The following is a 24,613-nucleotide window of genomic DNA, read 5'->3' as shown; positions in this document are numbered from 1 at the left end:
TTTCCGGTGGTATAATTGGAGTAACATTCAGTACTGGAGGCGCTTTTGTGGGTAGAATCAAACCGCACATCGGGAATACCATCGTGCACTGCGATAACTGCGGGCGGGAAATTCGTAAGTTTCCAAGCCAAGTGAAAGAGCACAACTATTGCTCTCGGGCTTGCGCGCAAAAGGTGAACTTTTCTAACCTGCGTGATGGCGCGAACCGCCCTGTTGAAAAAACGTGCTTGGTTTGCGGGCGCCCATTTGCTGTTAAGGCCGTCCGCAGTGAAACAGCCAAATACTGCGGCACAAAGTGCTATGCAGAAGCGAAACGGGAGCTGTTCAAAATGGAAAACAACCCGCAGTGGAACGGCGGCGTTGTCATCGATGTTCACGGCTATCGCCTCCGCAAAGTCGGCCCCGATTACCCAGGCGCCAATAGTAAGGGCTACATCCGGAACGCTCGCTACGTGTGGCAAGAGACCACTGGGGACGTCCTTAAGGCCGGCGAAGAAATCCACCACATCAACGAAGACCGATTGGACGACCGCATTGAGAACCTACAGAAATTTGCTTCTCACGCGGAACACGTCCGCATCGGACACAACGGGCGTCCAACGCGAAGATCCTAATCTCACCAGCTCTTGCTGGTTTCGCGGTTCGTCTTCATAGGTAATAATTTACATCTACAGTTGGGATGCATCGGAGGCACGACATCCGACGGACCGACGATGCTGCCGTGGCGCGCTCTACACTTCTCACACGTCTTGTCGTCCAGCTCCGCCCACCACATGTACTGCAGGAACGCGCCAGGGTTCTGGATGCGGAAGTCCATTGTTGCCTGGGTCTGCGCTCGCGTGGCCTCCGTTGCGCCAATCTGTTCGCCCTTCCAGTCGACCCTCTTCTGGGCCCAGTCCACCAGCGCTCGCAGAATCATGAGCGCCTGAGCGGACACGTCCGGGTGGCCTGCGCTCTCAGCCTGCGCCTGGTCAAAGGCTCTCGACAGGTCCGTGTGGTACGTCTGGGCAATCTCCACCATGTGCGTCTGGCTCTTGGTCTGCAGTCGTAGGACGTCAGACGGCGTCACGATGGCCGAGGGCAACGCGAGGTCGATACCGGACTCCTCTACCAACGACACAAACGCGGACTCGTATGCGGGTCCGCGCAACTCCTTTTGCAGCATCTCTGCCAAGTCGTTTTGTTCGGCCTGCGAGAGCTCGAGGAGCCGTTTCGCCTCTTCGGGCCGCAGCGGTTGCTTGTCCTTCAGCGCGTCAAGTTTCTTCTTCCACCACTTGCGCCACGCTAACAGCCAAGCGGCTTCAAGTACTTTTTTTTTATCGTCCGCGCCTGTCACCGCATCTTTGAAGATGTCAGCCAAAGCCGCCTTCATCGGCGCCGGCGGATTCTGGCCTCCGTTCGTCTCATCCCCCGCCGAGGGTGGATTCGAACCAGGTGGCGCGTTCGGCTGCTGCTGTTGTTGTTGCTGAAGCTCTTGCGAATTCAACGTGAGCGGTACCATTCCAGTGGCCGTGAGCACGACGCCTTTCTCCAGGAACACCAGGCCCTGTTGCGTCTCGAGGACGTGACCGATGCCGAGACCGTCCTGGCCGTCCTCCTCGAGGACCTCGTCAATCGCCTTCTGGCCGCTCAAGATGGCGACCTTGTTGGCGGTATACTTCGCCTGCAGGTCCTCAGACACGAGGTCAGAGAACCGGAACTCCAGCATATCGCCGCCGTCCTCTTTCCACTGGTCGTGGATGATCTTCGTGAGCTTGCGTTCAATCCAACGCGCCGTCGGAACGAGCGACTTGCGCCTGTGAATCTCACCTTGTGTTTGCGCGAAACCTGCCCCACCGAGACCTGCGCGTGACGGTGCGTACCCGAGCTCCTGCGGCTGCACGTCAAAGCAGGCACAGATACCTTCGATGACGTACATCGCGAAGTCCTGGTCGAACTCAAACGGCTTGATGGGCTGCCACTTGGTGCCGTTTGGCGCTGGGTGCACCTTCATGCGGTCCGCGAGCGACGCAGCCGCACCGTTCAAAAAGTCCGCGATATCCTGAATCTGTTCCGGCGTGACATTCTCCGGCGCTTCCAGGATTCCCATCGGAATCGTCGACTCGGTGTACGCTGCCGTGTTCCACTGGTCGAACTTGAGCGTCTGGTTAATCATCACGAGCGCTTGCTGGATGTGGCTGAAGCCGTACGGCGTCATGTTCCGCAGGTTGCGAGGCATGTAGTAGAACTCGTCAGCTGCCCAGCTGCCACGCGGTACGCCATACAGGTACTGCTGCCACGCGGGCATCGGTGGCGGGGGTGTGCGTCCATCGAGGTCAAGGAGTGCCTTGATATGCATGCCATCGACACGGCGCAGGCCCAGCATCTTGTTGCCGAGTGTGCGTTGCGGCCACACTGACCACCAGTCGCCGACGTAGTAGTCTTCCATCGATGCGTTCAGCCAGTCGCCCCAGTCCACCAGCCCGCGGCGAATCCACTGGCCATTCTCGTATGTGTAATAACCCTCTGGGTGTTCCATGAACGACGTGAGCTCGTTGATGAGCGGCTGATATTCCTCGCCGTTGCGCTGCCGTTCTTTGCCGTTATGGCCCTTCGCGACAATCTCCCAGCTGAGGCCGCACAGCTCGGCTTTGCGGATCTCAATACAACGTCTGACCAACCATGACGAGTCAGCCAGTGCGCGAAGCAGCTCACCATTGATGCCGCGGTCAGTGTCTGGCGTGGTCGGGAAGTTCCAACCGACTCTGTACTTCCACTGGCGGGGCTCACCACCAAGCGGGAAGTTCTCCGCTGGCTCACCTGGGCCCATCTGCGCAACGGTCAGTCGGTTATCCGGAAACGAGCTGAACGGCGCGCCAAGCGTCGGGTCCGGTTGCAGGTTCATGTCCTGCTGGCGCGAGACGTTTTCCAGCGCGGTCGACAAGGCCTTCGCCTTCGGGTTACTGAACACACCGTCCTGCGCGCCCATCCGTGTTGTGCCGGTACCAGACGAACGTTTCGTGACATCGCCAACCGTGCGGCCGAATATTTCAACGGGCAATCTATTTCACCTCGCTTCCGTGATACGATGTGGACAAAAAGGAGGGACACGCTTTGGTGTGCGTACATTGCGGTAAAGAAACCGAGCTCGTGGCGGACAGTTGGAAACTCGTAAATGCTGCCAAGAACGAGTACGACGTCCTAGGCCACTGCGCGGAGTGCGGGACCTCTGCGCAGTGGACTGAGTATGACGCTCCAACCAAGTGAGACCCTGTAAACGCAAAAAGAGCGGTCACTGACAAAAGGGATCATGTGTGTAGTCGCGCGGACTACAGTCACATGGGGTTGTCCCCTTCATCAGTGACCGCTCGTTTGTGGCTTCTACTTACCGCCAAAGACTCGGGCTACTCTCTCTTCGAGTAGCTGTTGGATATGCGCAACGTATTTCTGGAGACCGTCTTCCGGCGTTGTCCCGGGTGGTAACACCAACACATTGAAAACAAAGTTAGAATTTAACGGCTCCGATATGGCATCAAGGATACGACCCTTCAATCCTTGATACTCATCCCAGTCCAACGTCACGTACTTTGGCACTATCTCATCTCCTGTTTTCAGGTTCAGTGGATTGCTCATAGACGCCGGTCGAAATGTTATCGACGTGGTCTCGGATAGCCGCATAGAGAGCCTCGTGTTCTGGTTCTCTCGCCGTTCCCTCTTCCCAAGCGACGTCATACCAATCCATTATTCGTAACCAGTCACCGCGTTCGAGGTGAATACCCGTCGGAACGAACGACGTCCCCAGCGGCAAAACTGACAGACTGCCGGGCTCTGAAGCTCCCTTAAGAGCAGCCACGATCTCCTCGTACTGTTCGTCAGTCACTGGCGGCAAAACCAATACGCCTGTCTTCGCGTCAATGTGCCGAGCCTCCACCGTCACTCCACCCTCTTCTCGTGTGTGACGTTGTGGAAGTTCACGTGGCCGCCTTTGACGATGATGGTGGTTGTACTGTAGGCCGGGAGCTCTTCCTCACTGACAACCGTGTCACCGCGTAGGATGACGGAACGGAGCATCGGTTGCTGGGCTGCGGCTTTGGAATCATGACCCACTGTTTTCAGTCTCCTTTGCTGTGCATCGGCAGTTGACGTGATGAGGTGGCAGTGGCATCGTGAGGATGCCGTGACACCTCGGACACTCGTCTCCCGATTTTCCCGTAAAACAGTACCCGCACTCGGCACACAACACCTCGGACCGCGCTGGACCCTTTTCTACAAGTACGGATATAAATGCCGTCTCCGGACTGTCTTCACCGTCAATGGAGATGATAAATATCTTGCCTTCAGTAGGTTCCATCAGCTTGGCGATGGTCATGTTCTCGACACGCCATTCTCTGAAACCTCCCGCACCATCGTATTCAAACGTTGTCCTCTGAGGGTGAATCTCATCGACCAAGCGATAGTTGTCCGTCAGGCTCATGTGGATAACTCCGGGCTCGTCGTTCGTTTGCAACCACTCTGACATCTTTTCGCACAGGCTGCCGTACAGCTCCATCGTCACAACCCCTCCCCGTTCTCGGGTTCTACTAATGCCCGGCTGTCAATCGCCAATCCGCATCAACAATGGCTGACCCGTTGTCGGACAGATACCGTAGTGGTTCCACTCGCCGACAGGATAGTGCAGCGGCTGAAACTCGATACCAACGTGTTCACCGCCGCAACGTTGGCAGTTGTTCGTGGTGATTTTGATGGTGTCTCGGAGCGCTGACACATACTCTGTGGCTACGTCCGAGTCAACAGTGAAACCCCCGTCTTCATCGGCATTGAGCAGTGAATCGTGGAACTGCGCAGATGCCTTTTCTTGTTCCGGGGTCCAATTGCGTCTGTCGACAACGGTCTCCATCAGTCCATCCCCTTTGTACGGCACGTACTCCCGCCAGGCTTGCGCCTCAATGCTTTCTACCCGTGGGTCGGAGCGAAGCTCAATAGGCTCACCAGTGCGACTGTGCGCCCACGCCAGTAGCGGAAGAAATCCGTGCTCTGGTGGCTCGATAAATCTTGGAGTGATGCTCGCAATGTGCAGGCGAAGCATCCGGTCGAGTGACGGTTCAATTCTCACGATGCACTTCTCGTCATGGGAACTCATGAACTCGTCGTACACCGTTTCAATCCGACCGGTGATTTCCTTCACCAGTTCGTCGCGAATCGTGCTATCCACTATTTTTCCTCCTCGCTCATCGCGTCACGAACCGCTTCCAGGTGCTTAATGGCTTCCTGGCGGTCGTGGAGCTCAGACTTCAGGCCAACCACTTCCTGCTGCAACTTATCAATCTGCGCTTGCACGTCAGCTGCTTTCACGCGTCTTCACCTCTCTCTTCTCGCGTTGACGTCGGTAGTACTCGGTGATGGCCTCGTAGTTGTCTGCGGTCAGGTCCGCAAACGCGTCTGACGATGCGTCGACCATGTCGTCGTGCGCGCCGTCCGGGAATGACTCGAGTTCAGTGAAGTACATCTCGTTCCACGGCGCGGCCAGGATAAGAATGTTCCCTGCCTGCCATTGCGATGAGAACGGCTCAGCACGTGTGACCTTGTCGCCATTCACACGAAGCGTTTTGACGGTGAATCCAGCCAGGTGCTTCACGTACGACTCTGCCTGTTCCTTGCCAGCTTGACCCGGGTCTTGCGGCAGCCTGATTCGGTTGCCAGGGTGTCTGTCACGGTCAGACGTTGCTGTGCGCTTCACCAGGGAACGGACCTCATTGGCGCGCTGCTGGACGCGTATCACGTCAAGCACGATGAATCGACCATCATCGAGCTTACCCATCAGCACGCCTGACGTGGCGTCTGGTGATGGGTTGTCCGGCGTAGGAATCGTCGCTGCCAAGTCCCAAGCGCGGCAAGACTTGATGATTCGACCGGGTACGGTTGGTACGACTTGCGCCTGTTCGCGTCTGAAGTACATCCCTGCTGACGGCTTGATTTTCCAGTTGCCATGCAGCAGTCGACCTTTTTCGACCGACGACAGCGCGTTCAGGTTCGCCAGGTACCCAGGGTCGTGTTCAAGCAGAATCTTGTTGTCGTGAATCGACGAAGCGATGAACGTAAAGGACTTGGCGTCGTCTATGCGGCTGCCGTAGTTCTTGGCGAGCTCTTCACGGCTGTCAGCCCATTTGACGTCGTCGTCGATGGTCACGAAGTAGCGAATCACGCCTGATCGCTCAGGGATTGGATACCCGTCATCGTCAATCCACCAGCTGATGAAGTCTGCAACCCAGGAGTCAGCTTCAGGGTTTGTCGTAGCGCGTATGTAAGGCTTCACGCCACACGTAGAACGGTTGCGTGAGAGCATGTAGATAAACTGGCGCCGTGTGAAGTGCGTGAGCTCGTCGAAGCAAATGAGCGGGATCTGCGCGCCTTGCCAGCCGTGGATGTCGTTTTCGTACTGGAGATGGGCAAACGTGACTCGCGCGCCAGAGGGAAACACCATGACCGGTCGCGGCGTGATTTTCGGTACCGCACCCTTGAGCGGGTACAGATCCAGCGCGTTGTCCCACAGACCGCCTTCGGTCATAATCTGGTTGCTGTTGCGCCGGAAGATGACCGCACCGAAGCGCGGATTGTCGACGTGGCGCATGTTCTCAAGCAGCAGCGCGTAGGTCTTACCGCCGCCAGCTGCACCGCCGTACAGCGCGATGTCTGCCGTCGTGTTCAGGAACATCTCCTGGGGACCTGGCTGCGGTTGAAACTTCGCGTCTAGTTCCTGCTGCTTGGTGCTCAGCTCAAGCAAGCGCAACAGCTCAGCTTCTTCCTCTGCGGTCAGCGCCACGTGACTCACCTCCAGTCCGTCAAAACGCGGTCACCCGCGCGTTACTGCTCCAGGTGTGGACTTCGGAGCCTTCACTTCAATTCCAAGCTGCGTGTTAATCACAGCCATCGTGGCTACGATTTCAGACGTGACGAAAACTCCGTCCTTGTTCAAATCTCTCAACAGCCCCAAATAGTGCAGCAGAAAGTCCAGTCGATTGTCCTCGTCCTTCGCAAACATCGTCATCATCCTCTTCGTCGTCGATTTGCTGGTCATCGCCAGCGCACGCCAACCTGGTCGCATGTACCGTAAAGAGACTTGTGGTCCCGCGTTGCGCACCGCGTACATACCGGTTGGCCTGCGCCAACGATCACCGTTCCGTCAAAACAAAAAAGCCCACCGGAGTGGGCTTGCTTGCATCGTGCGTCTCGCTTACTGAGCGTCTTGCAGGTAGCTGTAGAGCGTCGCTCGGCTAATCTGGTACTCACGTGCCAGCTTTGCCTTTGGTTCGCCCTGCTCAGCCCGTCTGCGAAGCTCTGCGGCTTGCTGTTCGGTCAGCGCAGGCTTGCGACCCGTGTAGACGCCCTTTTGCTTCGCTACAGCGATGCCTTCACGCTGACGCTCTTTGATGAGCTCACGTTCGAACTGGGCAACCGCGCCCATGATGGACAGCATCAGGTTCGCCATGGGGCTGTCATCGCCGGTGAACGTCAAGTGCTCCTTGACGAACTCGACCACGACGCCCTTGCTCGTCAGACCAAACACCAGCTTGCGCAGGTCGTCAAGGTTACGCGCCAACCGGTCCATCGAGTGAACAACCACCGTGTCACCGTCGCGTACGTAGTCAAGCAGTGCTTGCAGCTGCGGCCGCTCGGTGTTCTTGCCACTCACCTTGTCGGTGTAAACCTTGTCGAGTACCATGCCGTCGAGCTGACGCTCCGTGTTCTGGTCCACCGTGCTGACGCGAACGTAGCCAATCCGTTTGCCTGCCATATTCGGCACCTCCGTGTACTGTGTGCATAGTTAGAGTCTATAACCTTTTCGGGAATGTGTCAAGTAACCCGAAAACCGATTCTATCTATACACCTTTACGCGGTGCCGAACGTGTATTATTGAAGTGTACCCCAACCAGACACGCGGCTACGGACCGCGCTTCTCAAGCAGCTCCTGAATTCGTCTCTCTCGTTCTTCAGGACTTATCGCCGCCATCTCAATCGGGCCGCCATCCTTGCCGGTCACTTCCCTGCGGTCCACAAACATGCCGAGGTGCTTGCCCAGCAGCTCCAAGGCTTTGAGCTTGTCAGCCATCTTGACTTCTCGCTCAACCATCTCGCCGTTCTTCGTCGGTGTCACCTTGACCCGAATCGACGCAATCGCCGCCAGGTCGTCAACAGCGTCAGAGTTTATCTCGCCGGTTGTCGGGTCGATGACATCAGCTGGGTTGACCCTGGCGATTCGCGCCAACTCCTGAATCACGATGTCTTGGTTGATGCCAGTTCGTTTCGAACGTTCTGCCAACGCGGCATCCACACATGCGCGAACTCCAGTTTTTCCTAGGAGCTCCGAACCAATCTTATCTGCATTAGCTGGCGAATACCCGGCTCTGATTGCGGCCTGCGTCGCGTTCAAGTCAATCAGGTATTGCTCAACAAACGCCTGCTGCCTCGCCGGCAACGACTTTCCTCGACCGACCGCGTTGCTACGATCAGCCACAATCATCACCTCCCTGCATCACGGTTCTCGGCTGGCCGCTGCACTCACGCCAACACAGCCAGTCGACAGCCGAAACAACTGACCCAGGCCAACACGCAAGTCGTGGTCTCGGTCAGCTTGCTTCGCTCTGGCCGCAGTTGCTCGCCGTTGCCCGTCACGTTTGTGATTCGTTTTCCGCTTCACATTCTTCTCACCTCGCAACTCAGTCAGACGCACTGTAGGGAGCCCGAGCCTGGGGAAGGTATGGCTCAGACGAATGCCCTTAGGCAGCTCCCGACGCTGCGTCTCACCGACGTCGAATCGCTTGTATGGCTACCACGACCGCATGGATAGCCAGTGTCAAGCCAATCGCACTCATGCCAGCTTGAAACACAAACTGGGGTGTCACTTGGTGCGTCTCACGGTTCCGTCCACGCGATCCACGTACCCGCTCACGACTGGCACCTTCACGCAACTGCCAAACATGCAGATGGCTTGCCCGCTGCGCTTCGACATCCAGATGCACGCTTGTCCACTCTGACACGGCTCCATCGTCATCACCTCAGCCTAAGGATGCGCAGGCCATGCCAGACCTGCGCTAACATACGCTTACAGCCATCGCCGCAGACGGGACAGGGAGGTGTCCCGCAACAGGGAAGGTTGCTATGTGGAGGCCGATGCGCGCTCAGCGCGGCCTTGGCATGCAAAACGAGATCAAAAAAGGCGCTCCGGACACCCGGAACGCCGTTTGCGTGTATGCATACTCACCTCATCGTATGCATCTTAACCCCCTTGACAGAACGTGTCAACCCCCAAAAACCCAGTCGTGGCGCGGGATAAAAAAAATTTCGCTTGCAGAAAAACAGCGATTTTCATTCAGGATTGATCAAAACGGCTGTTTTTTACCTGATTTCTACAATTCGTTTTCGCTACAGTGATCAGCTTTAGTCAAACGTGCTCAGAATTTATTTTAAACGCTCGACGCAACGCTCTCTGCGCCGCTCGAATCTGCACGAAATACTCCTCGAACGTCTGGACCACTCCGACTGCGCGAAGCACGTAGTACGCGTCTTGCCCGCTCAGTTCCGCCACGCCCATGTACCGGACTCGAACGATGTCTCTCTGCAGCGCTGGCAATCGCCCTACACGCCCATCGACCCACTCGACGTAGTCAGACCAGTCCCATTCCTGACGGCTCATAAACGACATTCCGACGCCGTAGCCAGCTGGCGCTGGGGCATGTACCCTTCCCACGTGAATCAAGTCTGGGTCAACAGCTTCCTCGTATCCTGGCAACGGCGCCGCAGGCACCGGATGCGGGATGATGTCTCTCGCCAGCAGCTTCTGACAAGCACGGTAGGCTGCAAACACGTCAGGTAGTGTTTTGGGCTTAAGCTTCGGTCTCATCCGTCACTCTCCCTTGACGCGTTCGATGCGCGCTTTCAGCGCCTCCATCAGACCGTCCTGTGTGGCGCCCTTTTTTGCTAACACGTCCATGACGTCTTCGTCGACTCCCCCATCGACCACCAGGTGGTGGAGGATGACCTTCTGTGTTTGCCCCTGCCGATGCAGACGTTTGTTCGCTTGCTGATAGAGTTCCAAGTTCCAGTTCAGCCCGAACCAGATGACGTGGTTGCCGCCTTGCTGCAGATTCAGACCGTACGCGGCGCTCGCGGGATGGGCAAGCAGAATGTCGATCTTGCCGCTGTTCCAGTCGTCCTCGTCCTGCGGGCTCTTTAGCTCGCGTACTCGCAGCTTTGTGTGCGACAACCCTGCGTGCATTCGTGACAGGTCATGCTGGAAGTTATAAAACACCAATGCAGGCTTGCCGTTCAAGCCCTCCACCAACTCCATGAACGCTTCAAGCTTGCAGTCGTGGACGTTCGCGCATTTCCGCTCCATTTTGGGCTGTCCCTTGTCGTCGATGACCGGTTGACCGCTACCGTCCAACATGGGCTCCGTGTAATAGATTGCGCCGTTGCACAACTGCAAAAGCTTGTTCGTCAGCACCGCAGCGCTGCCGGCGTCGATGGTCGTCTCGTCCACCTCAAGGATCATCTCACGCTCCATCTTGGCGTATGCTTTTTGCGCAGGACCGTCCAGCACCACGGGCACAGTCACCGACGTCACGTCCGGCAACTCCAGATAGTCCTCTGCTTTCATGCTCACGCAGATGTCGCCGATCAGCCCTCGGATGACGTCATCAGCTCCAGGCTTCGGCGCGTAACTGAACACGCGGTCACGGTCGCGCTGGTCAGCTTCGAAATACCGTTCGCGGAAGTGCGTAAGCTTTGTGCCTAACCGCTGTCCTCGGTCCAGGAGATACACCTGCGCCCACAAATCCAGCAGACCGTTCGGCGCTGGCGTTCCGGTCAGCCCCACAAACCGACGGATGTGCCCCCGCACCAAAGTCAGTGCTTTGAACCGCTTCGCCTCATGATTCTTGAAACTGCTGAACTCGTCGGCAACCACCATGTCAAACGGCCATGCGTTGCGATAGTACTCCACCAGCCACGGAATGTTCTCGCGGTTGATGACGTAGACATCGGCTGGGGTGTTTAGCGCTCGGATCCGCTTCTGCTGACTGCCCAGCACGGTGACGATGCGAAGCAGCTGCAGATGGTCCCATTTCTTCGCTTCTTTGCTCCAGGTGGCCTCGGCTACTTTCTTCGGCGCAATCACCAACACCTTACGTACGGCAAACCGGTTGTACTTCAGGTCGTTGACGGCGGTCAGCGTAATGACTGTTTTCCCCAATCCCATATCCAGAAAAAGACCCAAGGCATCGTCCGACAACAGCCGATTGATGCAGTAGCGCTGATACGCGTGCGGTGTAAACTTCACTCTGCCTCACCTGCCTGCGTGATGTCGGCAACAAACCGGTCGACTGCCTCTTTGCTGTCACACACCTCGACGCGAAATCCTAGGGATCGGATGCGTCTGTGCTGCACCTCCTGCAGCTTCGTCGGCTTCTTCCCCTTCTGCTTCAGCTCGACAAAAGCCACGCGGCCGCTAGGCATCAAGACCAAGCGGTCCGGCACACCTGCATTCCCCGGCGATTCGAACTTGTAGGCCAAACCACCTGCGGCTTTGATGCGGTCTCTCAAGTGCGCTTCGATGTCTCGTTCACGTGTTTGCGTCATCTCCGTCCACCCCTTCCGTCGCACCTCCGCGCCCACCTCTCCAAGGCGTTCTCCCAAGCGCTTCGGAAATAGCTTGTCAACCAAATCCGCGTACGCGTATAGAGAGATCGTGATTAGGCGTTTTAGGCGTTTTCGTATCTGCCTAATTTGTCTATTTTAAGTTGTCTTATAGAGATAGTAGTTGACATAGTTGACAAGTACTATAATCCCTTGTCCTGTATGGGTTTTTGCGTCAACCAACTTGTCAACTTTCTCTTGAAACTTGGTTGACATGGTTGACACTTCCGTTTTCTGGATGGTTGACAAATTGGGGTACTTGGTTGACATTTTGGCCGAGAAAGTTGACAACTTTTGCGTCCGTTTGAACCCGTTTGAACCCTTTTTGTCTGCCGTAATCCACGCCAAATCGCTGCACGCCTGCCCGTTCCCAACCGGGTAACATCTCCAGTACCTGGTTGATGCGCGTCGCGTCTATCTTGGTCATCACGCGGCGCTCATTCAGGCATTCCCTCCATATCTCCATCGCGCACACTCGGTCTCTCGGCACCAGTTTCAACCCGTCGCGGACCCCATCCCCCCAAAACATGCTGCGTCGCCCTGGCTCCCATTTCACCCAGTCCTCCGGTATCGGCCGATCCACGAATTCTTCAATCTGACCTTGCAGCGGATCCCGTTCCATGTGCGATTCACGCCGTTTCTGTGCTTCCACTTCCATCTCATCGGACAGATGTAGCGGCTCGCCTACACGCCAGCGCATGACCGCTTCCGCCCATATCTGGTCAATCTCGTCGCCCGTCAAATCGTCAAACACGGACTTCGTAGGGCGCTGAAGCAATACGTCCACGGACCAGAAGCGCCGGTTCCCGGTCGGGTCTCGCAGGTACTCATGGTCGTTCGTGGTACCGAAGAACACGCAGCGTCGCTGATGCTTCTCCGTGGTCCGCGCATAAGCAGCCCGGTACTGGTCGTCCAACTTACTGAGAAACTGCTTGATGACCTTGATGTCCGTCTTGCTGAAGGCCTCCAGCTCGCCAATCTCGACAATCCATACACCCTGGATGAGCTCAGCTGCGTCTTTACCTTCAAACGTCTTGATGGAGTCACTGAACCACTCTCGCCCAAGCTTCGTAAAGAACGTGCTCTTGCCGATGCCCTGAGGGCCGCAGACGACGGTCATGTAGTCGAACTTGCACCCCGGTGTCATGGCACGTGCGACAGCCGCGGTAAACGCCTTACGCGCAACGGTACGCGTGTAGGGATGGTCATCGGCGCCGAGGTAGTCTATGTAGACCGTATCGAGCCGAGGGATGCCGTCCCACTCAATGCTGTTCAAGTACTCGGTCACAGGGTTGAAGCTGTTCTCGGTGGCGTGGTTCCCCAGTGCCACGTCAATCAGGTCCCGCGTTGAGAAGCCGAGCACGAGTTCCATGTATTTGCGCAGGCCTTTGTCGTCCTCATCCGTCCAAAGGAATGCACCTTCCGCACGGCTGCGTGCGCCCCATGGCAGCGGCGCGTAGCCGAGGATGCGGTCTGCAAAGAGGTCCTTTCTGATGCGACCTTTGAGCCTGGGGTCGTTCTCGAGCACGATCATCACGTTTCGGATCGTCTTTGCCGGCTGCCCTGTAGTCGGGCTGACGCGCAGCAGCTTCATCCAGTTGGCGGCGTCGTCGGGGGCAACACCGAAGTCCTGTGTCGCCTGTTCGTAGCGTTCCTGGTTGAGGAGCGCTGCAACACTCTCGTCCTGGAGGGCGAACTCGCACATGGCTGCGTACGACGGCAGCTTGTTGACTGGGGTGTCTGGCTTTGCGTCATCGTCGAGCTCGCTGTAGCGATGCAATCGAACCAGGTCGAATGCGTTCACGAGTTTGCCGCCGACTGGGTCTGTCGCGTGATGCGAGAACAGGAACGCACCGTTGTCATACACCACTGCGCCGCCGGTCGTGCTGCCGCCGGTGAACGTCAGACGGTCCGGCATTCCGTCCACTTCCGTGTACGCGTCCGGGAGGAACGTCTCCAGGGCGCGGTAGATGTCGTACACGCGGCAGAACGCGCCGATGACGCCGTGTTTCTGCGTTGGGTCCTCTTGTTTCGAGAGCAGGCGCTGATGCGTTTGCTCGGTGCCTGGGACCTGCGGCCACTCGCTGACGTTACGCCAGTTGGTGTAGAGACCCAGAAGACCGTCCGTGTCGACGAACGGCTTATCGCTCGCCTGGAAGATGTACTGGCTGTCAGAGGAGCAGGACGGCCAGTACATCAGCCGTGACGCTTCGAACGTGGTCGGGTCGCACATGTCGATCCCGATGAGCTGGCCGAGCTTGCGCGCGATCGGTTCGTACTCGTCGACCGTGGCCGTCCGGATGAGTGGTATCAGCACACGCAGCCGTGGCCGCGCCTCTTCGTGCTTGCGCGTGGAGTAGACGACGTACGCGCAGCCAAGGCCGTTCAGACGACGCAGAACGTCGGCCGTGTTGCCGGCAGGGATGTTATCGAGGTCGAGGGTAACGAGGTCACGGCCAGCGACAGAAGACGCCTTGCGGCGGTTGCCGGTGAACGTACCACCGACAAAACCGCCGACGTCTTTCAGGTCGTCTTGCTTCGACTTACTGAGCGCCAGGTACTCGGCCAGCGTCTCGGTACCGCGCGTCGGCACCTTGAGCCGCTCGGTGAGCTCTGACCACCACACTTGCTGCGCAGGCCAGTGAGTGGACCGCCGACTGCCGGCGGCAGAGATCGTTAGCTGTTTGTCGTATTGCATCGCCGTCACCACTCTTCCCTGCTCAGACTGTCTGTGTGACTTCCTGCACCTTGCGGTCCATATAGGCTTGCACGTGCGCAGCCACGTCGGCGTCATCGCCGAGAAGCTCAGCAAGCGCCGAGTACGCAGAGAACGCAGCGTACCGGAGCTGGGTGATACCGACCTGCACAGCCTCGCTCCTGGACGCGTAGACACCGCTCACGTGCTTGCGCAGAGGGACGCGTAGCTGGATGGTGATGTAGTCGGCTGACTCGAAGGGTCTCCCGTTTTTCTCGGGGTCCAACGCTTCGGGAAGGCTGAGAGAATCGGCAGCCGCTGTCGGGTCGACCTGGGATGTCGGGAAGAAACCCCAACCTGAGCGCGTAGACTCGGTCACTGGCGCACGCTCGCCTTCGCCCATGCCGTCATCAGTAACGTCGGCGGAGGGGGTAGACTCGCTAGGACTGGTTGCGTCAGTAGCGAGAGTAATGGCAAAAGAATCGGTAGCGCTGACAGAGTCGGTAGAACGAGAGGCAAGCACGCGTTTCGCGGTCTCCACTTTCGCCGCGGATGTCTTCAGTTCGTCCATCGCGGCCTGCTCGGCAGCCTTTTCTTTGATTTCCCACTTTTGCAGCGTCGAGTACAAATACGACTGATGCGGTAGCCCGAGCTCGTCAGCGATCTGCGCACGGTTCATTCCAGACAAACGTTTCAGCAGGTACTCTTCCTTCGTCAATGCGATCTGAGCGGCCACTATAACTTCCTCCCTTGGTCTGGACGCTTTCTTAGCCGGGCGTCCTTGGTTCCGGTATTGCTCGAGTTCTTCCGGTGGCAGAAAGTAGGTCGTAACAGGACTGGGCGCCGCTCGCTCTCGTTCGCCCCGCGGGACTGGCGTACCAGACTTGACACCTCGATAGCTGACCGAACGACTCATAGCAGCGCCCTCCTTGTGTTTAACGTTTGACCGGTACACTCACGGCGTTTAGGTATCGAACTTGCATGCCGAGCCGCGTGGCCAAGTCTCGTTCCAGCCTTGCCCCTTTAGAATCGGCCCATCCTGCTAGCATCCAAATCTCGTCCGCCTCGAGTAATAATCGAATCGCCCGACGCATATACCAATTCCAAGGCCTGTCCAATTCCGTGACACCCTCAGCAGGATTGAGAGGCTCGTGACCTTGTTGCCGCACGGTCTCAGCCGCCGCGAAGAACGCCGGGAAGTTAAACGCGGGACGACCGGTCATCGGACCGCTGATGTAGACTTTCACGTTGTCACCTCCGACGGTTTGTTCGGTCCGCGTTCCCACGACCAGCGCGCTACTAGGTCGAGTTCAGACCACTGTGGTCGCGGCGTACCGTCGTGATACGTCGGTTTACGCTTCAAATCTGCCTCGTAATCACGTTGACCCTGTGAACGGTCATCCTGTTTCTCTTTCAGTCGCTCCACTGCAATCTCAACGTGGTCCAGCACCGACGCCAGCTTGAACTGTGAGTCCATGTCACCGTCCGCCAGGTACAACCGAACCGTCTCGGCCTGCTCCTTTGCCTTCTCCAGCGTCTTCGTGAGTGCCGCAATGCGGCGTCTATCATGCGCGTTCATCTGGCTCAACTCCTTCTCATCCATTCCGCTTGCGTTGCCCGATTTTGTGATAGATGTCTGCCAAAAGCGCCCCGGACCGGGTTAAGTCTGCGTCGTCCTGTATCAGCTTCCGTTTGTTCATAATCGCCAGTTGTGCGCGAGAAACGAGAATCAAGTTGTCAGGTTCAAAGTTGAAGTGGTCACGGTCGCCGAAGAGCACCACATAACCCTCAGGTACCGGCCGACCGTTGTACCGCTCCCACTCAATCAGATGTTTCCCACGCCACTGGTTGGGGTCAGCAATCTTGATGTCGACGTAGCCATCGGTGTTCACTCGTTCCGATCCGACCGGCATATAGTTGTGCGGTCTATCCCCTTTACGGAATTGCGTAGCTTCGCCGCCAGCCCACATCTTTGGCTTACCTTTGTTGGATGGCTCCGTCCCCGGCTTGAACCGCGAGTCGACACCGCTCTTTAGGCCGTTGTTCTTGACGAATGCCCGCAGTTGCTCGTACTTCAGGCTCGCCCCAAAATGGGCGTTGAACATGTCTGTCAAATCCGATACGAGTCGGCCACTCACGTTTGCCTGGATGAATTCACGCTGCTCTTGGGAGTAACGAAACATGCGTCATCCCTCCAGCATTTTCGGCACGACAGTTTCCGCGCTCATTCTGTCATCGGCCAGCTTCTTCGCCTCGAGAACCAGAGCGCCGTTCGCGATGATTTGAGACGCAACACTGGTCACAGCCCGCGCTCTAGAAATCTCTTCGGCGAGTCTTTCCCCGGTCAGCTCCTCGTCCGAGAGCCGCTCGAGCTGCGAAAACAAGTGATTGTTGAGGTCTCCGAGAGTGTTCTTCATGAAGCGTTGCCCCCTCCCGCCAGTTCATCTGTTTGACACGCCCCAGGCTCGCGTGTGACACTGAGGGTGAATTTTGCGTTGTTGTCGGCAAGCCGCGTGCTTAGCCGACTTTTCTCTTTGTGGTCACTCTGCAGGCTCATACGTTGCCTCGAAAATGCCCGGTTTGCACGGATAGATTTCACCATTCACTTCTCGGATGACGTAATCCCCGCGCCGCGCCGTCATGACTCCTTTGAGTGTGCGAATCCTCATCTCCACCGCTTCCGGTTTCGGGACATCTTCAAACCAGATATCTCCGCGTTCAATCGCCGCGACTGCCCATTCGGGGTCTTCCGTTTGGTCAATGTCAGCCGTCCATTTGAACGCATCGATTACGTCAGGCTTCTTGCGAAATTTGCTCACTTGCCCATCTCCTCCTTCGCCAGTCTGGCTATTTTGTCGAGTTGCCCCACGTGCTGCACCTCGCGTAGTTCGTCGTCCCGACCGAGCTTCCACGCTCGGCACAGGTAGCGCCCACGCTCAACTTCTCGAATGGTTTGCGGGTCCACGAAGTACTCTGTCTGCCCGATGAACACGCACACGCATGTCGGCTCAGACATGGAACGACTTCTCCCACCGTTTCAACTCTCTGCCAAGTTCCAAGATTGCTCTCGCTGACACGTGACGGCCTTCGTGCCGTGCCCACTCAAGATTGTCGTGTAGTGCCCGTGCTGACTCGAGAACCCCCAGCAGCGCAGCGTACTCAGACATCAGAATCAAGACTTCGCGCGTATCGGTGAAACCGTCGGTCTCTCCCGTAACACGTGCTGAGTTGACCGTTACCGTACGCTCCCCGCGATGCTGAAGCATGGCATGCATCTCCTCCGGGTTCCGGAAGTGCTGATGGTGCTTGCTGACGAGCGTCGCAGACGTTTCGCGTTCGCCGGTGGACATCAGCAGCGCGATCGCCATTATCAGGATCGCTCCGACAACCAGACCCAGTGAGAACCACATCCCGGCGTGAATCATTGGCTGTCAGCCTCTTTTATGTCGAAATCCTCTCTCAGGCGCCCAACGACGCTTTCTAAGTCCCGCACAATCGCCTGCGCTCTGTTCTGGGCCCGCTCGGTGAACTCGCCTTCAGTGACAAGGTGATCCGTCTCCAGCGTGACGCGCGGTCCAGGTTCTCCCCACTTTTTTGCGTCTTGGATGACAATCCAGTAGCCTTCGCCGTTTTCACTTTTGCGAGTGGCCGTGATAGAGACACGAACTTCGTCCTCAATTTCTCCACGGTTGGCTGCTATGCCATCCTCACTTAGCAGGTACGGGAGGTCGTCGAAGCTCTCAACCTTGACGGTGTACTGAACTTCACACTCCCGGTCGTCGTAGCCCTCGTAAACGACTTGCAAGCCGTTGGCCATCCAGCGTCTGTGACTCTTCATTCACGATCACCTCGTGTCGCTGCGTCCCAGTACGCGAGGTTTCCAACCGCATCCAGGATGCTTTCGAGCGCCTCGACAACGTCATCGTCGAGGTCGGAGTCTTCAAAAGTATTTCCCGGCAACTGGATCGCACCTGTCGGAGTCAGTTTCCACTTCTCCGAGAAGGTTTGTCCGTCCACTTCTGCTGTGACACCGTACCCATCGTCCGTAAGCTCGATCGCCACTTTCACGCCGTCTCACCTCCGTCTGCGGTCGACTCAAGCACAGCCGACGCCGCTAGGAACGCGTCCGCTTCCGCGTCCACAAAGAACTCCTCGTACATCTCCCAGTGTTCCAACGCGATCTGGAGCTGTTCGCGCAGCTGCGCAATCACGGTTGTCGCATCCATCACGCCGTCTCACCTGCGCCCGGCCAGTGTGCCTCGCAGTACACGTGGGCGCCTGTTGCATCCTCCACAAAGAAGTCCTCGCCTTTGGACTTGTCCAGAGACTTGCCGCATGTGTCGCAGTGTTCGGTGTTTTCGTCTGGCAGCCGGTAGAAGTCCAGCCAGTACCGCTGTACCGCACCGCTTTGCTCACATACCGCGTAACCATCGCGGATGTCTGTCACGTCGTCAGTAATGAGTATCCGTTGCACGCCGGCCACTCCTTTCACCCGTCGATGATGTCTTGCAACGTCACGGTATGGCGTGCATGCACTCGTACGCGATATCCGGCAGCCCGCGCTAGTCCGGCGTAGGCTTTAGCGTCGCGTAGCTCCCGCGCTTCTTCCGGCCACCATAATCCTTGCGCCCTCTCAATCCACACCACCCACAACTGCTCGTCCACGTTTGTCATCGGGCAAACACCCAAATCAGATAGCCAAGAAAGATGGCATCCACAGGCGGAAGGATGTATGACAGGGGTCCTCTCTTCGTGATCCCAGCCAAGGTGCGCAACACCTTTGGGATGAGTGTCAGTGCGGAAATCGAACCGAGTACAGCCGCAATCAACGTCACCCAACCGTGACCGAAGTAGAGAGCTACCGCGAACATGTAGGCAATCCAGAGCAATGAGACACAAATCGCAAACACAACGATCGCTCCGTAAATCACTTGCGCTGCTTCTTTGCCCGCTTTCTCTTCCAAATCAGCTTTTGATGTCTTGAGTGCATCGTGGCTTTTACCGCTGCTTCGGAAATACGTTCTGGATCCGTATAACGTCCACAGCAGGAACAAAACACCGAATATCAGCAACACTGTTTTCATGTCCCTCACTCCCATCAATCCTTTTTGTAGAACTCAGTCACGAACCCGTCAGCTCTTAGCGGTAGCCCTGGCGCCCAGGCGATGGGTTGTCCCATCAGCGACGTCACCGCGTCGAGGTCTGCGTTCTCCGTCGGAACTTCCACGATGACCTCGTCGTGCACGTGGAAGGTCGTCTTGTAACCGGCTGCCGCTAACCGCATCAAGCTCTCGGCCAAGCAGTCGCGCGCGATGGACTGGACGACGTTCTCAACCAACTTGCCGCCGTATGTAGGTACCGCTTCCCACTTCTTTGTTGTTTGGTTCACTCCGTAGTAGTGGAGGGCTTCGCGGCCCTTATCGTTGACGGCCAGGAACGGCCTTGGGTAGAACAGCTCACGCCCGCTCGGTAGTGTGATGGTCAGGAAATCCTGGCCGGTGCTGTGATGGCTTTCGCGAGCGAGAATCAGGTTCTTCACTCCTGCCGGTTGCCCCGTGTGCATGACGTCGATCGCGGCGTTCTCCAGGCTGTACCACAGATCCACGATGCGCTTGTTTGACGACCGCCAGCGGTGCACGATATCCGGCAGTTCGTCTTCCGTCAGCCCCATGTTGAGAGCGCCCATTGCAATCAGTGCACCGGCAGCTCCCTGATACCCGAGTGCGAGTTCTGCGACTTTCCCCTTTTGCCGGAGGCTGTACTCCGAGTTCCCCTTTGTGATGCGCTCTATCGGTACGCCGAACATCTGACTGGCTGAAGCTTCGTAAATTTTGCCGTGTGTGGCGAACACGTCCATTCGCCACTGTTCACCTGCCAACCAGGCAATCACGCGCGCCTCGATGGCGCTGAAGTCTGCCACGAGGAACACGTGACCCGGTGCTGGAACAAACGCCGTCCGGATGAGCTGAGAGAGTGTATCCGGCACGTTGCCGTAGACGAAGCGCAGCGCGTCCAGTTTGCGGCTCTTCACAAGTTCCCTCGCGTGCGACAGCGTCTCTAGGTAATTGCGCGGTAGGTTCTGCACCTGGACCAAACGCCCACTCCATCTACCGGTTCGAGCGCCGTAGAACTGGAGCAGCCCTCTCACGCGACCGTCGGCGCACACGGATTCTTGCATCGCGGTGTACTTCTTGACAGACGTCTTGCTGAGTTCCTGACGAATCTCTAGCATCCGCTTGGCCGCGCCATCGTCGAGCGAAGTGACCAAGTCGCTGACCGTGTCCTTGCGCAGGTTCGCGACCTCTTCCCCGAGTTCGGTCTCAAGCCACTTCGTCAGCTGCTGAACGCTCTTAGGATTGTCGAGGCCAGACAGCCGCACGGCCTCATCTGTCAGTTCCTTGGTGACGATATCGTTGATGCCGAGAGCGCCTTCCACGAGCTCAGTGTCGACCGCGACGCCATTCGCGTTGATTTGTACGTCGAGTTCCCACAACCGTTGTTCTTGGTCAGGTACCGGAAACATCGACAGACGTCGCTCAATCTCCATCTCCACTGCGACGTCTTGCCTGCAGTAATCCTTGAACAGTTGCCACTTCTCCGGTTCGTGGTGCGGCAGCGTGCGCTTGCGGTTCCCGTTCTTGCTCGTCGGCTTGCATGGCACACAGAACGTCCGGATGAGTGCTGACCCGATGCCCATTTTCCGTTTGTCCTCGGGTAGCCCGAGGGCGACGGCCGTAGCCGCCAGCCCTGCGGTGTACCCACAGTAGAGTCCGTGTAACATCGTGTCGCGCCACTGCTCGATCGGTGTGAACCAGAACCGGTTAAGGCAGTACCATTCGAACGGTGCGTTATACGCGTGCTTGATGACGTTCGGGTCGGCCAACGCGGTCACGATTTGCACCGGCAGTGTTTCACCTTGTGCCAGGTCGACGATTTGCACTGCTTGTCCATCCACCGAGTACGCGAACAGAAGAACCTCGAAGTCGGGCGACTGCGCGTACTTGTAGAGCCCGGCTTTTCGGATATCGACACTGCTGAAGGTCTCAATGTCGATACTCAGGTGTCTCATATCCCGTAGATGCCGCCAGTCAGCGGCTGACCGGTGATCGGATCAATCTGCGGAGCCTGTTGCGGGTAACCAGGCTGTGCCGGAGGCGCACCGTACTGCGATTGACCGTATGCGGGTTGCTGAGGTGCCTGTGGAACGCCATAGCCGGGTTGCGGTTGTCCGTATGCCGGTTGCTGGGGTGCCTGAGGTACGCCATAGCCTGGTTGCGGTTGTCCGTATGCCGGTTGCTGGGGCGCCTGCGGAGCGCCGTAGCCACCTTGGTTCGGGTACGGAGCCGGGGCAGTCCCCGCGAGGCTGGCGAAGTCTTCCTCGGCCGAACGACTACCACCGCCAAGCGGTTCACCGTCAGCCACCTTCTGCACGTTGCCAAGTCCGCAGCCGATGCCCTTCTTACCGCTTGCCGTGTACGCGAAGAAACGAATAGAGACGTGTGCGTACATGCCGGAGTAGACCTGTGTCTGGTCGATGATTGGATTGAGGCTCGCGTCAACGATTTCCGGTTTGCGATCGGCTTTGCAGGACGCCGTCATGACCCAGTGACCTTTGCACTCAGGTCCAAATGGGAGTCCGTCTGACGGTTTGACGCCATCACCGTCGTAAATCGGGAAAGCAATTTGCGGAGGGCGCACGCCGTTCCAGCGCTTCTCAACGCCTTCCTGGATGGCCGCCTGGATTGCGGCGTCAATGCGCTGTTTCGTAGCTACATCGGATTTCGGGATGAGCAGGGTGACACTGTACTTCGGTTCCTGGCCTTGACGGGTGAACGGTGTGAACAGGTGAACAAAGCTGAGTCGCGCTCTTCCAGTTACGACGCGTTTCGGGTCTGCGTTTGGCATGGTTTCGTTTCCTCCTAGTTTTCGGTTACGGGTGCAAAATCATCTGCCGCAGTGTCTCGGGTAGTCGCTTGCCGCTTGTCGGTTTCGGGTACGAGTGTCGGTTTGCCGGGTTGATTGACGACGTACGGTTCGAGCAGTTCGCGGTACCGCTGCTTACCGAGCAGCTTCTCGACGTTCGGCACGGTGAGCGGCTTGCGTTCGTACAGCATCGCCTCCTCGATGCCGCTCTTAATGAGTGCCTGGAACGCTTCATCGAGGTCTCGGTACTGTCGGGACCCGCGTCCTTCGACTGCTTTCCAGCCAGGGATCTCTGCGCCCGTGAGCGCCTCTTGCAGCGCGTAGTCCTCAAGATCCTTCACCCACGACGCGAGGTTGCGCGCTCGTTCGAGTATCTGGCCGACGTCCGCCGCAGAGATGAGCGGCGGCTTCATCGCGTGGAAGCCTTCCAGTGACAGGTGATACTCAGCTCGCGCCGCACATGTTGCGCGGGCCCGGCAGAACTTGCAGTGGTCGCCTGGCTGGAACTCGCCCTTCCCCTCCCACGCCAGCTTGGCAAGTGGCCTGATGCTGTCGCCCCATTCAAGCAGTTCTTCGAGCGTCAGCGTCTCCTCGGAAATGCTGTCGAGACGTGGCTGGATGATCGCCATCTGCACGCGGTCAATCTTGTGCAAGAGTGAGTAGAGAAGATAGGCACCGAGCGCGTAGAGGCGCATCTGCGGGTTGCCCTCGGCCGATACCGGTACGCCCTTGCCGTACTTCAGATCGTTGATGTAGAGCGTGCCGCCACCGATGATGATGCAGTCGCCTGTACCGAAGCCTTCCGGTGCGTAGGCGCTGTAATCGAGGCGACGTTCCACCGCTACGTAAGGGGGCGTTGCGAACTGGTGCACGATGGCCGCGATATACTCCACGTACGTGTCCGTGTGCTTGTCCATCTCAGGCTGATACAACTCGTGCTCTTTGAACTTCTTCAGTTGCGCGTTGAACGTGCGCTTTGGCATCGGCTCTACAAACGCGGCACGCAGTTTGAGTTCAGACATCTCATGGGCAAGCGTGCCTTCTGCCGCAAAGGTTGAATGCGTATCCGGGAACTGCTCAGACAGCCGCGCACTCGGCGTACAGTTGAGCCACTGCTTCGCACTGGACGCACTGAGGAGCGCGTGTGCGCGTTCTGCGTGTGCAATCTCAGGCATCAGATCCGCGCTCCCATCTGACGCAGCGCTGTGGCGAACGCGCCGTACTGTTCTTTCTGCAACATCGTGAGCGCCTGCACACCAAAGGAGTTAAGCAGCTGCATCAGCTCTGGCTGCCGTCCGGCCTCCATGAGTGGCGTTGCCGCGACCGCAAGCTGCTCCATCGAATAGGTGGGAGCTGCAGCCGTCGGAACAGCACTCGGTGCAAGTGCAGGGGGTGCAACAGGCGGTGCCGCGATCGGTGCTACAGGAGGTGCAGCCACCGGAGCGGCCGGCGTAAACTGCTGAGGTGCCTGGACGCCAAGCGCAGGCAGGGCGCCCGAGTCTACGCCAGCCGAGGTCTCCGCCTTGACATGGACCTGCGCGGCATCTGCTGAAATGCGCATCGCTAGAACACTGGCCAGTTCGCGGATGGCGTGAGACAGTTCTGGTGCTTCGACTTTCACGACGACTTCAAACACGTGATTTCCTCCTCGGGTATCGAATTATTGAATTACGGTGAGAGAGGCCTGTCCCACTCGAGAGCGCAGGAACTGGAGCAATCCTGCTGCAGTGCTTTCAGCCATATCCATGACGAGAGCCAGGCGTGTGAACTGTAGGGTAGTCTGGGCCAAGAACCCATCGACATTGACCACTCCGAGCACGGAGCAGTCGCCGACCGCAGCCAACTCCTTACCGGCATTTGCGCCTGGGCGCAGCGGACTCGAGTAAATCTGTATCGCGCCGACATTGTCGAACGTGTCGAGTGTCGCGTCGACGGCGATGACATACGCACCACGGTGGCGGATGGCGATGTAATCCGTTGTCGCCTCGAGGTTGAGCGCGTGCACGGGTTCGTGAATGGTGCCGTAAACGGGTACCGGGCAATCCTCGTGCTTCAGTGCGGTACCAACCAAGGGTCCGTAGGCGTCACCAGTGCTCCGGTCGGTACCGATGCAGACGATGACCAGTTCCCGGTCAGCAGGGACCATCAGGTGTAGGGCATTCGCCAGTGCGGTTGCGCCTTTCATGACTTGAGGCGTAAAATGTGGGTAACCCGAAAGCTGTTGTGTTCCGAGCCCGTGCAGGTTGCCGCCTGTGCGGGTTCCGTGTTTTCGTGACTGTTCCATCGTTTGGACTCCTCCCGTGTCTATCTGGTACCGCGGTCTTA

38 protein-coding genes are annotated in these 24,613 nt (G+C 57.7%); 2 read left to right on the top strand and 36 right to left on the bottom strand.

Annotated features, from left to right (window positions below; all coding sequences use genetic code 11):
- The first annotated feature begins 47 nt into the window (after nucleotides 1–47).
- A complete protein-coding gene (locus tag JC200_RS22160) occupies nucleotides 48–614 on the top strand; it encodes an HNH endonuclease (protein WP_274433897.1) in 567 nt (188 codons plus the stop codon).
- Between the two features lie 2 nt (nucleotides 615–616).
- Here the strand turns inward: JC200_RS22160 and JC200_RS22155 are convergent, their stop codons facing one another.
- Nucleotides 617–3,040, bottom strand: coding sequence for a phage portal protein (locus tag JC200_RS22155; RefSeq protein WP_274433896.1), 2,424 nt, complete (start codon nucleotides 3,038–3,040; stop codon nucleotides 617–619).
- 53 nt (nucleotides 3,041–3,093) lie between these two features.
- Between JC200_RS22155 and JC200_RS22150 the strand changes: the two genes are divergently transcribed.
- Nucleotides 3,094–3,246, top strand: a complete 153-nt coding sequence (locus tag JC200_RS22150) for a hypothetical protein (protein ID WP_274433895.1) — start codon at nucleotides 3,094–3,096, stop codon at nucleotides 3,244–3,246.
- Between the two features lie 114 nt (nucleotides 3,247–3,360).
- Here the strand turns inward: JC200_RS22150 and JC200_RS22145 are convergent, their stop codons facing one another.
- The 35 genes from JC200_RS22145 to yyaC all read right to left on the bottom strand — a co-directional run bounded on the left by JC200_RS22145 (nucleotide 3,361) and on the right by yyaC (nucleotide 24,572).
- Nucleotides 3,361–3,573, bottom strand: a complete 213-nt coding sequence (locus JC200_RS22145; protein ID WP_274433894.1) for a hypothetical protein — start codon at nucleotides 3,571–3,573, stop codon at nucleotides 3,361–3,363.
- A gap of 4 nt (nucleotides 3,574–3,577) precedes the next feature.
- Nucleotides 3,578–3,910, bottom strand: coding sequence for a hypothetical protein (locus tag JC200_RS22140; RefSeq protein WP_274433893.1), 333 nt, complete (start codon nucleotides 3,908–3,910; stop codon nucleotides 3,578–3,580).
- A gap of 2 nt (nucleotides 3,911–3,912) precedes the next feature.
- Nucleotides 3,913–4,086 (bottom strand): hypothetical protein, encoded by a 174-nt coding sequence (locus tag JC200_RS22135; protein ID WP_274433892.1) that lies wholly within the window; start codon nucleotides 4,084–4,086, stop codon nucleotides 3,913–3,915.
- Nucleotides 4,076–4,534, bottom strand: a complete 459-nt coding sequence (locus tag JC200_RS22130; RefSeq protein ID WP_274433891.1) for a hypothetical protein — start codon at nucleotides 4,532–4,534, stop codon at nucleotides 4,076–4,078. Before JC200_RS22130 ends, JC200_RS22135 begins: the two co-directional genes overlap by 11 nt.
- Before the next feature lie 39 nt (nucleotides 4,535–4,573).
- Nucleotides 4,574–5,191, bottom strand: a complete 618-nt coding sequence (locus JC200_RS22125) for a hypothetical protein (RefSeq protein ID WP_274433890.1) — start codon at nucleotides 5,189–5,191, stop codon at nucleotides 4,574–4,576.
- Nucleotides 5,191–5,331 (bottom strand): hypothetical protein, encoded by a 141-nt coding sequence (locus JC200_RS22120; protein ID WP_274433889.1) that lies wholly within the window; start codon nucleotides 5,329–5,331, stop codon nucleotides 5,191–5,193. The genes JC200_RS22125 and JC200_RS22120 overlap by 1 nt, the downstream gene beginning before the upstream one ends.
- Complete coding sequence (gene terL / locus JC200_RS22115) at nucleotides 5,318–6,799, bottom strand: phage terminase large subunit (protein WP_274433888.1); 1,482 nt, start codon at nucleotides 6,797–6,799, stop codon at nucleotides 5,318–5,320. Before terL ends, JC200_RS22120 begins: the two co-directional genes overlap by 14 nt.
- 30 nt (nucleotides 6,800–6,829) lie before the next feature.
- Nucleotides 6,830–7,126: a hypothetical protein gene (locus tag JC200_RS22110; protein ID WP_274433887.1), complete on the bottom strand. Its 297-nt coding sequence runs from the start codon at nucleotides 7,124–7,126 to the stop codon at nucleotides 6,830–6,832.
- A gap of 84 nt (nucleotides 7,127–7,210) precedes the next feature.
- Nucleotides 7,211–7,771: a recombinase family protein gene (locus JC200_RS22105; RefSeq protein ID WP_274433886.1), complete on the bottom strand. Its 561-nt coding sequence runs from the start codon at nucleotides 7,769–7,771 to the stop codon at nucleotides 7,211–7,213.
- 147 nt (nucleotides 7,772–7,918) lie between these two features.
- Nucleotides 7,919–8,491, bottom strand: coding sequence for a terminase small subunit (locus tag JC200_RS22100; protein WP_274433885.1), 573 nt, complete (start codon nucleotides 8,489–8,491; stop codon nucleotides 7,919–7,921).
- Nucleotides 8,492–8,509: 18 nt separating this feature from the next.
- Nucleotides 8,510–8,674, bottom strand: coding sequence for a hypothetical protein (locus JC200_RS22095; RefSeq protein WP_274433884.1), 165 nt, complete (start codon nucleotides 8,672–8,674; stop codon nucleotides 8,510–8,512).
- A gap of 103 nt (nucleotides 8,675–8,777) precedes the next feature.
- Nucleotides 8,778–9,014, bottom strand: coding sequence for a hypothetical protein (locus tag JC200_RS22090; protein WP_274433883.1), 237 nt, complete (start codon nucleotides 9,012–9,014; stop codon nucleotides 8,778–8,780).
- Nucleotides 9,015–9,418: 404 nt separating this feature from the next.
- Nucleotides 9,419–9,877: a hypothetical protein gene (locus JC200_RS22085; protein WP_274433882.1), complete on the bottom strand. Its 459-nt coding sequence runs from the start codon at nucleotides 9,875–9,877 to the stop codon at nucleotides 9,419–9,421.
- A 3-nt stretch (nucleotides 9,878–9,880) separates the two neighbouring features.
- Nucleotides 9,881–11,314: a DEAD/DEAH box helicase gene (locus tag JC200_RS22080; protein ID WP_274433881.1), complete on the bottom strand. Its 1,434-nt coding sequence runs from the start codon at nucleotides 11,312–11,314 to the stop codon at nucleotides 9,881–9,883.
- Nucleotides 11,311–11,613, bottom strand: a complete 303-nt coding sequence (locus tag JC200_RS22075; RefSeq protein WP_274433880.1) for a VRR-NUC domain-containing protein — start codon at nucleotides 11,611–11,613, stop codon at nucleotides 11,311–11,313. The genes JC200_RS22080 and JC200_RS22075 overlap by 4 nt, the downstream gene beginning before the upstream one ends.
- A 244-nt stretch (nucleotides 11,614–11,857) precedes the next feature.
- Nucleotides 11,858–14,368, bottom strand: a complete 2,511-nt coding sequence (locus JC200_RS22070) for a virulence-associated E family protein (protein WP_274436629.1) — start codon at nucleotides 14,366–14,368, stop codon at nucleotides 11,858–11,860.
- 22 nt (nucleotides 14,369–14,390) lie between these two features.
- Nucleotides 14,391–15,281, bottom strand: coding sequence for a hypothetical protein (locus JC200_RS22065; RefSeq protein ID WP_274433879.1), 891 nt, complete (start codon nucleotides 15,279–15,281; stop codon nucleotides 14,391–14,393).
- A 19-nt stretch (nucleotides 15,282–15,300) separates the two neighbouring features.
- The gene (locus JC200_RS22060) at nucleotides 15,301–15,612 is read right to left on the bottom strand and encodes a DUF4406 domain-containing protein (protein WP_274433878.1); all 312 of its coding nucleotides are present in this window, start codon (nucleotides 15,610–15,612) and stop codon (nucleotides 15,301–15,303) included.
- Nucleotides 15,609–15,944 (bottom strand): hypothetical protein, encoded by a 336-nt coding sequence (locus JC200_RS22055; protein WP_274433877.1) that lies wholly within the window; start codon nucleotides 15,942–15,944, stop codon nucleotides 15,609–15,611. The genes JC200_RS22060 and JC200_RS22055 overlap by 4 nt, the downstream gene beginning before the upstream one ends.
- Nucleotides 15,945–15,960: 16 nt before the next feature.
- A complete protein-coding gene (locus JC200_RS22050; protein ID WP_274433876.1) occupies nucleotides 15,961–16,548 on the bottom strand; it encodes an HNH endonuclease signature motif containing protein in 588 nt (195 codons plus the stop codon).
- Between the two features lie 3 nt (nucleotides 16,549–16,551).
- Complete coding sequence (locus tag JC200_RS22045; protein WP_274433875.1) at nucleotides 16,552–16,782, bottom strand: hypothetical protein; 231 nt, start codon at nucleotides 16,780–16,782, stop codon at nucleotides 16,552–16,554.
- Nucleotides 16,783–16,905: 123 nt separating this feature from the next.
- Nucleotides 16,906–17,184, bottom strand: coding sequence for a hypothetical protein (locus JC200_RS22040; protein WP_274433874.1), 279 nt, complete (start codon nucleotides 17,182–17,184; stop codon nucleotides 16,906–16,908).
- On the bottom strand, nucleotides 17,181–17,381 hold the full coding sequence (locus JC200_RS22035) for a hypothetical protein (protein WP_274433873.1): 201 nt from the start codon (nucleotides 17,379–17,381) through the stop codon (nucleotides 17,181–17,183). The genes JC200_RS22040 and JC200_RS22035 overlap by 4 nt, the downstream gene beginning before the upstream one ends.
- Nucleotides 17,374–17,790, bottom strand: coding sequence for a hypothetical protein (locus JC200_RS22030; protein ID WP_274433872.1), 417 nt, complete (start codon nucleotides 17,788–17,790; stop codon nucleotides 17,374–17,376). The genes JC200_RS22035 and JC200_RS22030 overlap by 8 nt, the downstream gene beginning before the upstream one ends.
- Nucleotides 17,787–18,203 carry a hypothetical protein gene (locus tag JC200_RS22025; protein ID WP_274433871.1) on the bottom strand — a complete coding sequence of 139 codons (417 nt, stop codon included), beginning with the start codon at nucleotides 18,201–18,203 and terminating at the stop codon, nucleotides 17,787–17,789. Before JC200_RS22025 ends, JC200_RS22030 begins: the two co-directional genes overlap by 4 nt.
- Nucleotides 18,200–18,433, bottom strand: coding sequence for a hypothetical protein (locus JC200_RS22020; RefSeq protein ID WP_274433870.1), 234 nt, complete (start codon nucleotides 18,431–18,433; stop codon nucleotides 18,200–18,202). Before JC200_RS22020 ends, JC200_RS22025 begins: the two co-directional genes overlap by 4 nt.
- A complete protein-coding gene (locus tag JC200_RS22015) occupies nucleotides 18,430–18,591 on the bottom strand; it encodes a hypothetical protein (RefSeq protein ID WP_274433869.1) in 162 nt (53 codons plus the stop codon). The genes JC200_RS22020 and JC200_RS22015 overlap by 4 nt, the downstream gene beginning before the upstream one ends.
- Nucleotides 18,591–18,839, bottom strand: coding sequence for a hypothetical protein (locus JC200_RS22010; protein WP_274433868.1), 249 nt, complete (start codon nucleotides 18,837–18,839; stop codon nucleotides 18,591–18,593). Before JC200_RS22010 ends, JC200_RS22015 begins: the two co-directional genes overlap by 1 nt.
- 14 nt (nucleotides 18,840–18,853) lie before the next feature.
- The gene (locus JC200_RS22005) at nucleotides 18,854–19,039 is read right to left on the bottom strand and encodes a hypothetical protein (RefSeq protein ID WP_274433867.1); all 186 of its coding nucleotides are present in this window, start codon (nucleotides 19,037–19,039) and stop codon (nucleotides 18,854–18,856) included.
- Nucleotides 19,036–19,449, bottom strand: coding sequence for a hypothetical protein (locus JC200_RS22000; RefSeq protein WP_274433866.1), 414 nt, complete (start codon nucleotides 19,447–19,449; stop codon nucleotides 19,036–19,038). Before JC200_RS22000 ends, JC200_RS22005 begins: the two co-directional genes overlap by 4 nt.
- Nucleotides 19,450–19,463: 14 nt before the next feature.
- Complete coding sequence (locus JC200_RS21995; protein ID WP_274433865.1) at nucleotides 19,464–21,434, bottom strand: DNA polymerase; 1,971 nt, start codon at nucleotides 21,432–21,434, stop codon at nucleotides 19,464–19,466.
- The gene (locus JC200_RS21990) at nucleotides 21,431–22,270 is read right to left on the bottom strand and encodes a DUF2815 family protein (RefSeq protein WP_274433864.1); all 840 of its coding nucleotides are present in this window, start codon (nucleotides 22,268–22,270) and stop codon (nucleotides 21,431–21,433) included. Before JC200_RS21990 ends, JC200_RS21995 begins: the two co-directional genes overlap by 4 nt.
- A gap of 14 nt (nucleotides 22,271–22,284) precedes the next feature.
- Complete coding sequence (locus tag JC200_RS21985; protein ID WP_274433863.1) at nucleotides 22,285–23,463, bottom strand: DUF2800 domain-containing protein; 1,179 nt, start codon at nucleotides 23,461–23,463, stop codon at nucleotides 22,285–22,287.
- A complete protein-coding gene (locus JC200_RS21980) occupies nucleotides 23,463–23,924 on the bottom strand; it encodes a hypothetical protein (protein WP_274433862.1) in 462 nt (153 codons plus the stop codon). The genes JC200_RS21985 and JC200_RS21980 overlap by 1 nt, the downstream gene beginning before the upstream one ends.
- Nucleotides 23,925–23,948: 24 nt before the next feature.
- A complete protein-coding gene (gene yyaC / locus JC200_RS21975) occupies nucleotides 23,949–24,572 on the bottom strand; it encodes a spore protease YyaC (RefSeq protein ID WP_274433861.1) in 624 nt (207 codons plus the stop codon).
- Between the last annotated feature and the right edge of the window lie 41 nt (nucleotides 24,573–24,613).

The organism is Alicyclobacillus sp. ALC3 (assembly GCF_028751195.1).
GTDB lineage: Bacteria > Bacillota > Bacilli > Alicyclobacillales > Alicyclobacillaceae > Alicyclobacillus_L.
The sequence above is the reverse complement of the archived record's forward strand: the minus strand, read 5'-3'. Positions and strand labels throughout refer to the sequence as shown.

What these genes read in the sequence shown, in the direction of transcription:
- JC200_RS22110 (WP_274433887.1), bottom strand. Translation starts at nt 7,126, where the DNA reads ATGTACGCGGTGCGCAACGCGGGACCACAAGTCTCTTTACGGTACATG.
- JC200_RS22105 (WP_274433886.1), bottom strand. Translation starts at nt 7,771, where the DNA reads ATGGCAGGCAAACGGATTGGCTACGTTCGCGTCAGCACGGTGGACCAG.
- JC200_RS22085 (WP_274433882.1), bottom strand. Translation starts at nt 9,877, where the DNA reads ATGAGACCGAAGCTTAAGCCCAAAACACTACCTGACGTGTTTGCAGCC.
- JC200_RS22075 (WP_274433880.1), bottom strand. Translation starts at nt 11,613, where the DNA reads ATGACGCAAACACGTGAACGAGACATCGAAGCGCACTTGAGAGACCGC.
- JC200_RS22070 (WP_274436629.1), bottom strand. Translation starts at nt 14,368, where the DNA reads ATGCAATACGACAAACAGCTAACGATCTCTGCCGCCGGCAGTCGGCGG.
- JC200_RS22065 (WP_274433879.1), bottom strand. Translation starts at nt 15,281, where the DNA reads ATGAGTCGTTCGGTCAGCTATCGAGGTGTCAAGTCTGGTACGCCAGTC.
- JC200_RS22055 (WP_274433877.1), bottom strand. Translation starts at nt 15,944, where the DNA reads ATGAACGCGCATGATAGACGCCGCATTGCGGCACTCACGAAGACGCTG.
- JC200_RS22050 (WP_274433876.1), bottom strand. Translation starts at nt 16,548, where the DNA reads ATGTTTCGTTACTCCCAAGAGCAGCGTGAATTCATCCAGGCAAACGTG.
- JC200_RS22045 (WP_274433875.1), bottom strand. Translation starts at nt 16,782, where the DNA reads ATGAAGAACACTCTCGGAGACCTCAACAATCACTTGTTTTCGCAGCTC.
- JC200_RS22035 (WP_274433873.1), bottom strand. Translation starts at nt 17,381, where the DNA reads ATGTCTGAGCCGACATGCGTGTGCGTGTTCATCGGGCAGACAGAGTAC.
- JC200_RS22030 (WP_274433872.1), bottom strand. Translation starts at nt 17,790, where the DNA reads ATGATTCACGCCGGGATGTGGTTCTCACTGGGTCTGGTTGTCGGAGCG.
- JC200_RS22025 (WP_274433871.1), bottom strand. Translation starts at nt 18,203, where the DNA reads ATGAAGAGTCACAGACGCTGGATGGCCAACGGCTTGCAAGTCGTTTAC.
- JC200_RS22015 (WP_274433869.1), bottom strand. Translation starts at nt 18,591, where the DNA reads ATGGATGCGACAACCGTGATTGCGCAGCTGCGCGAACAGCTCCAGATC.
- JC200_RS22005 (WP_274433867.1), bottom strand. Translation starts at nt 19,039, where the DNA reads ATGACAAACGTGGACGAGCAGTTGTGGGTGGTGTGGATTGAGAGGGCG.
- JC200_RS22000 (WP_274433866.1), bottom strand. Translation starts at nt 19,449, where the DNA reads ATGAAAACAGTGTTGCTGATATTCGGTGTTTTGTTCCTGCTGTGGACG.
- JC200_RS21995 (WP_274433865.1), bottom strand. Translation starts at nt 21,434, where the DNA reads ATGAGACACCTGAGTATCGACATTGAGACCTTCAGCAGTGTCGATATC.
- JC200_RS21990 (WP_274433864.1), bottom strand. Translation starts at nt 22,270, where the DNA reads ATGCCAAACGCAGACCCGAAACGCGTCGTAACTGGAAGAGCGCGACTC.
- JC200_RS21985 (WP_274433863.1), bottom strand. Translation starts at nt 23,463, where the DNA reads ATGCCTGAGATTGCACACGCAGAACGCGCACACGCGCTCCTCAGTGCG.
- yyaC (WP_274433861.1), bottom strand. Translation starts at nt 24,572, where the DNA reads ATGGAACAGTCACGAAAACACGGAACCCGCACAGGCGGCAACCTGCAC.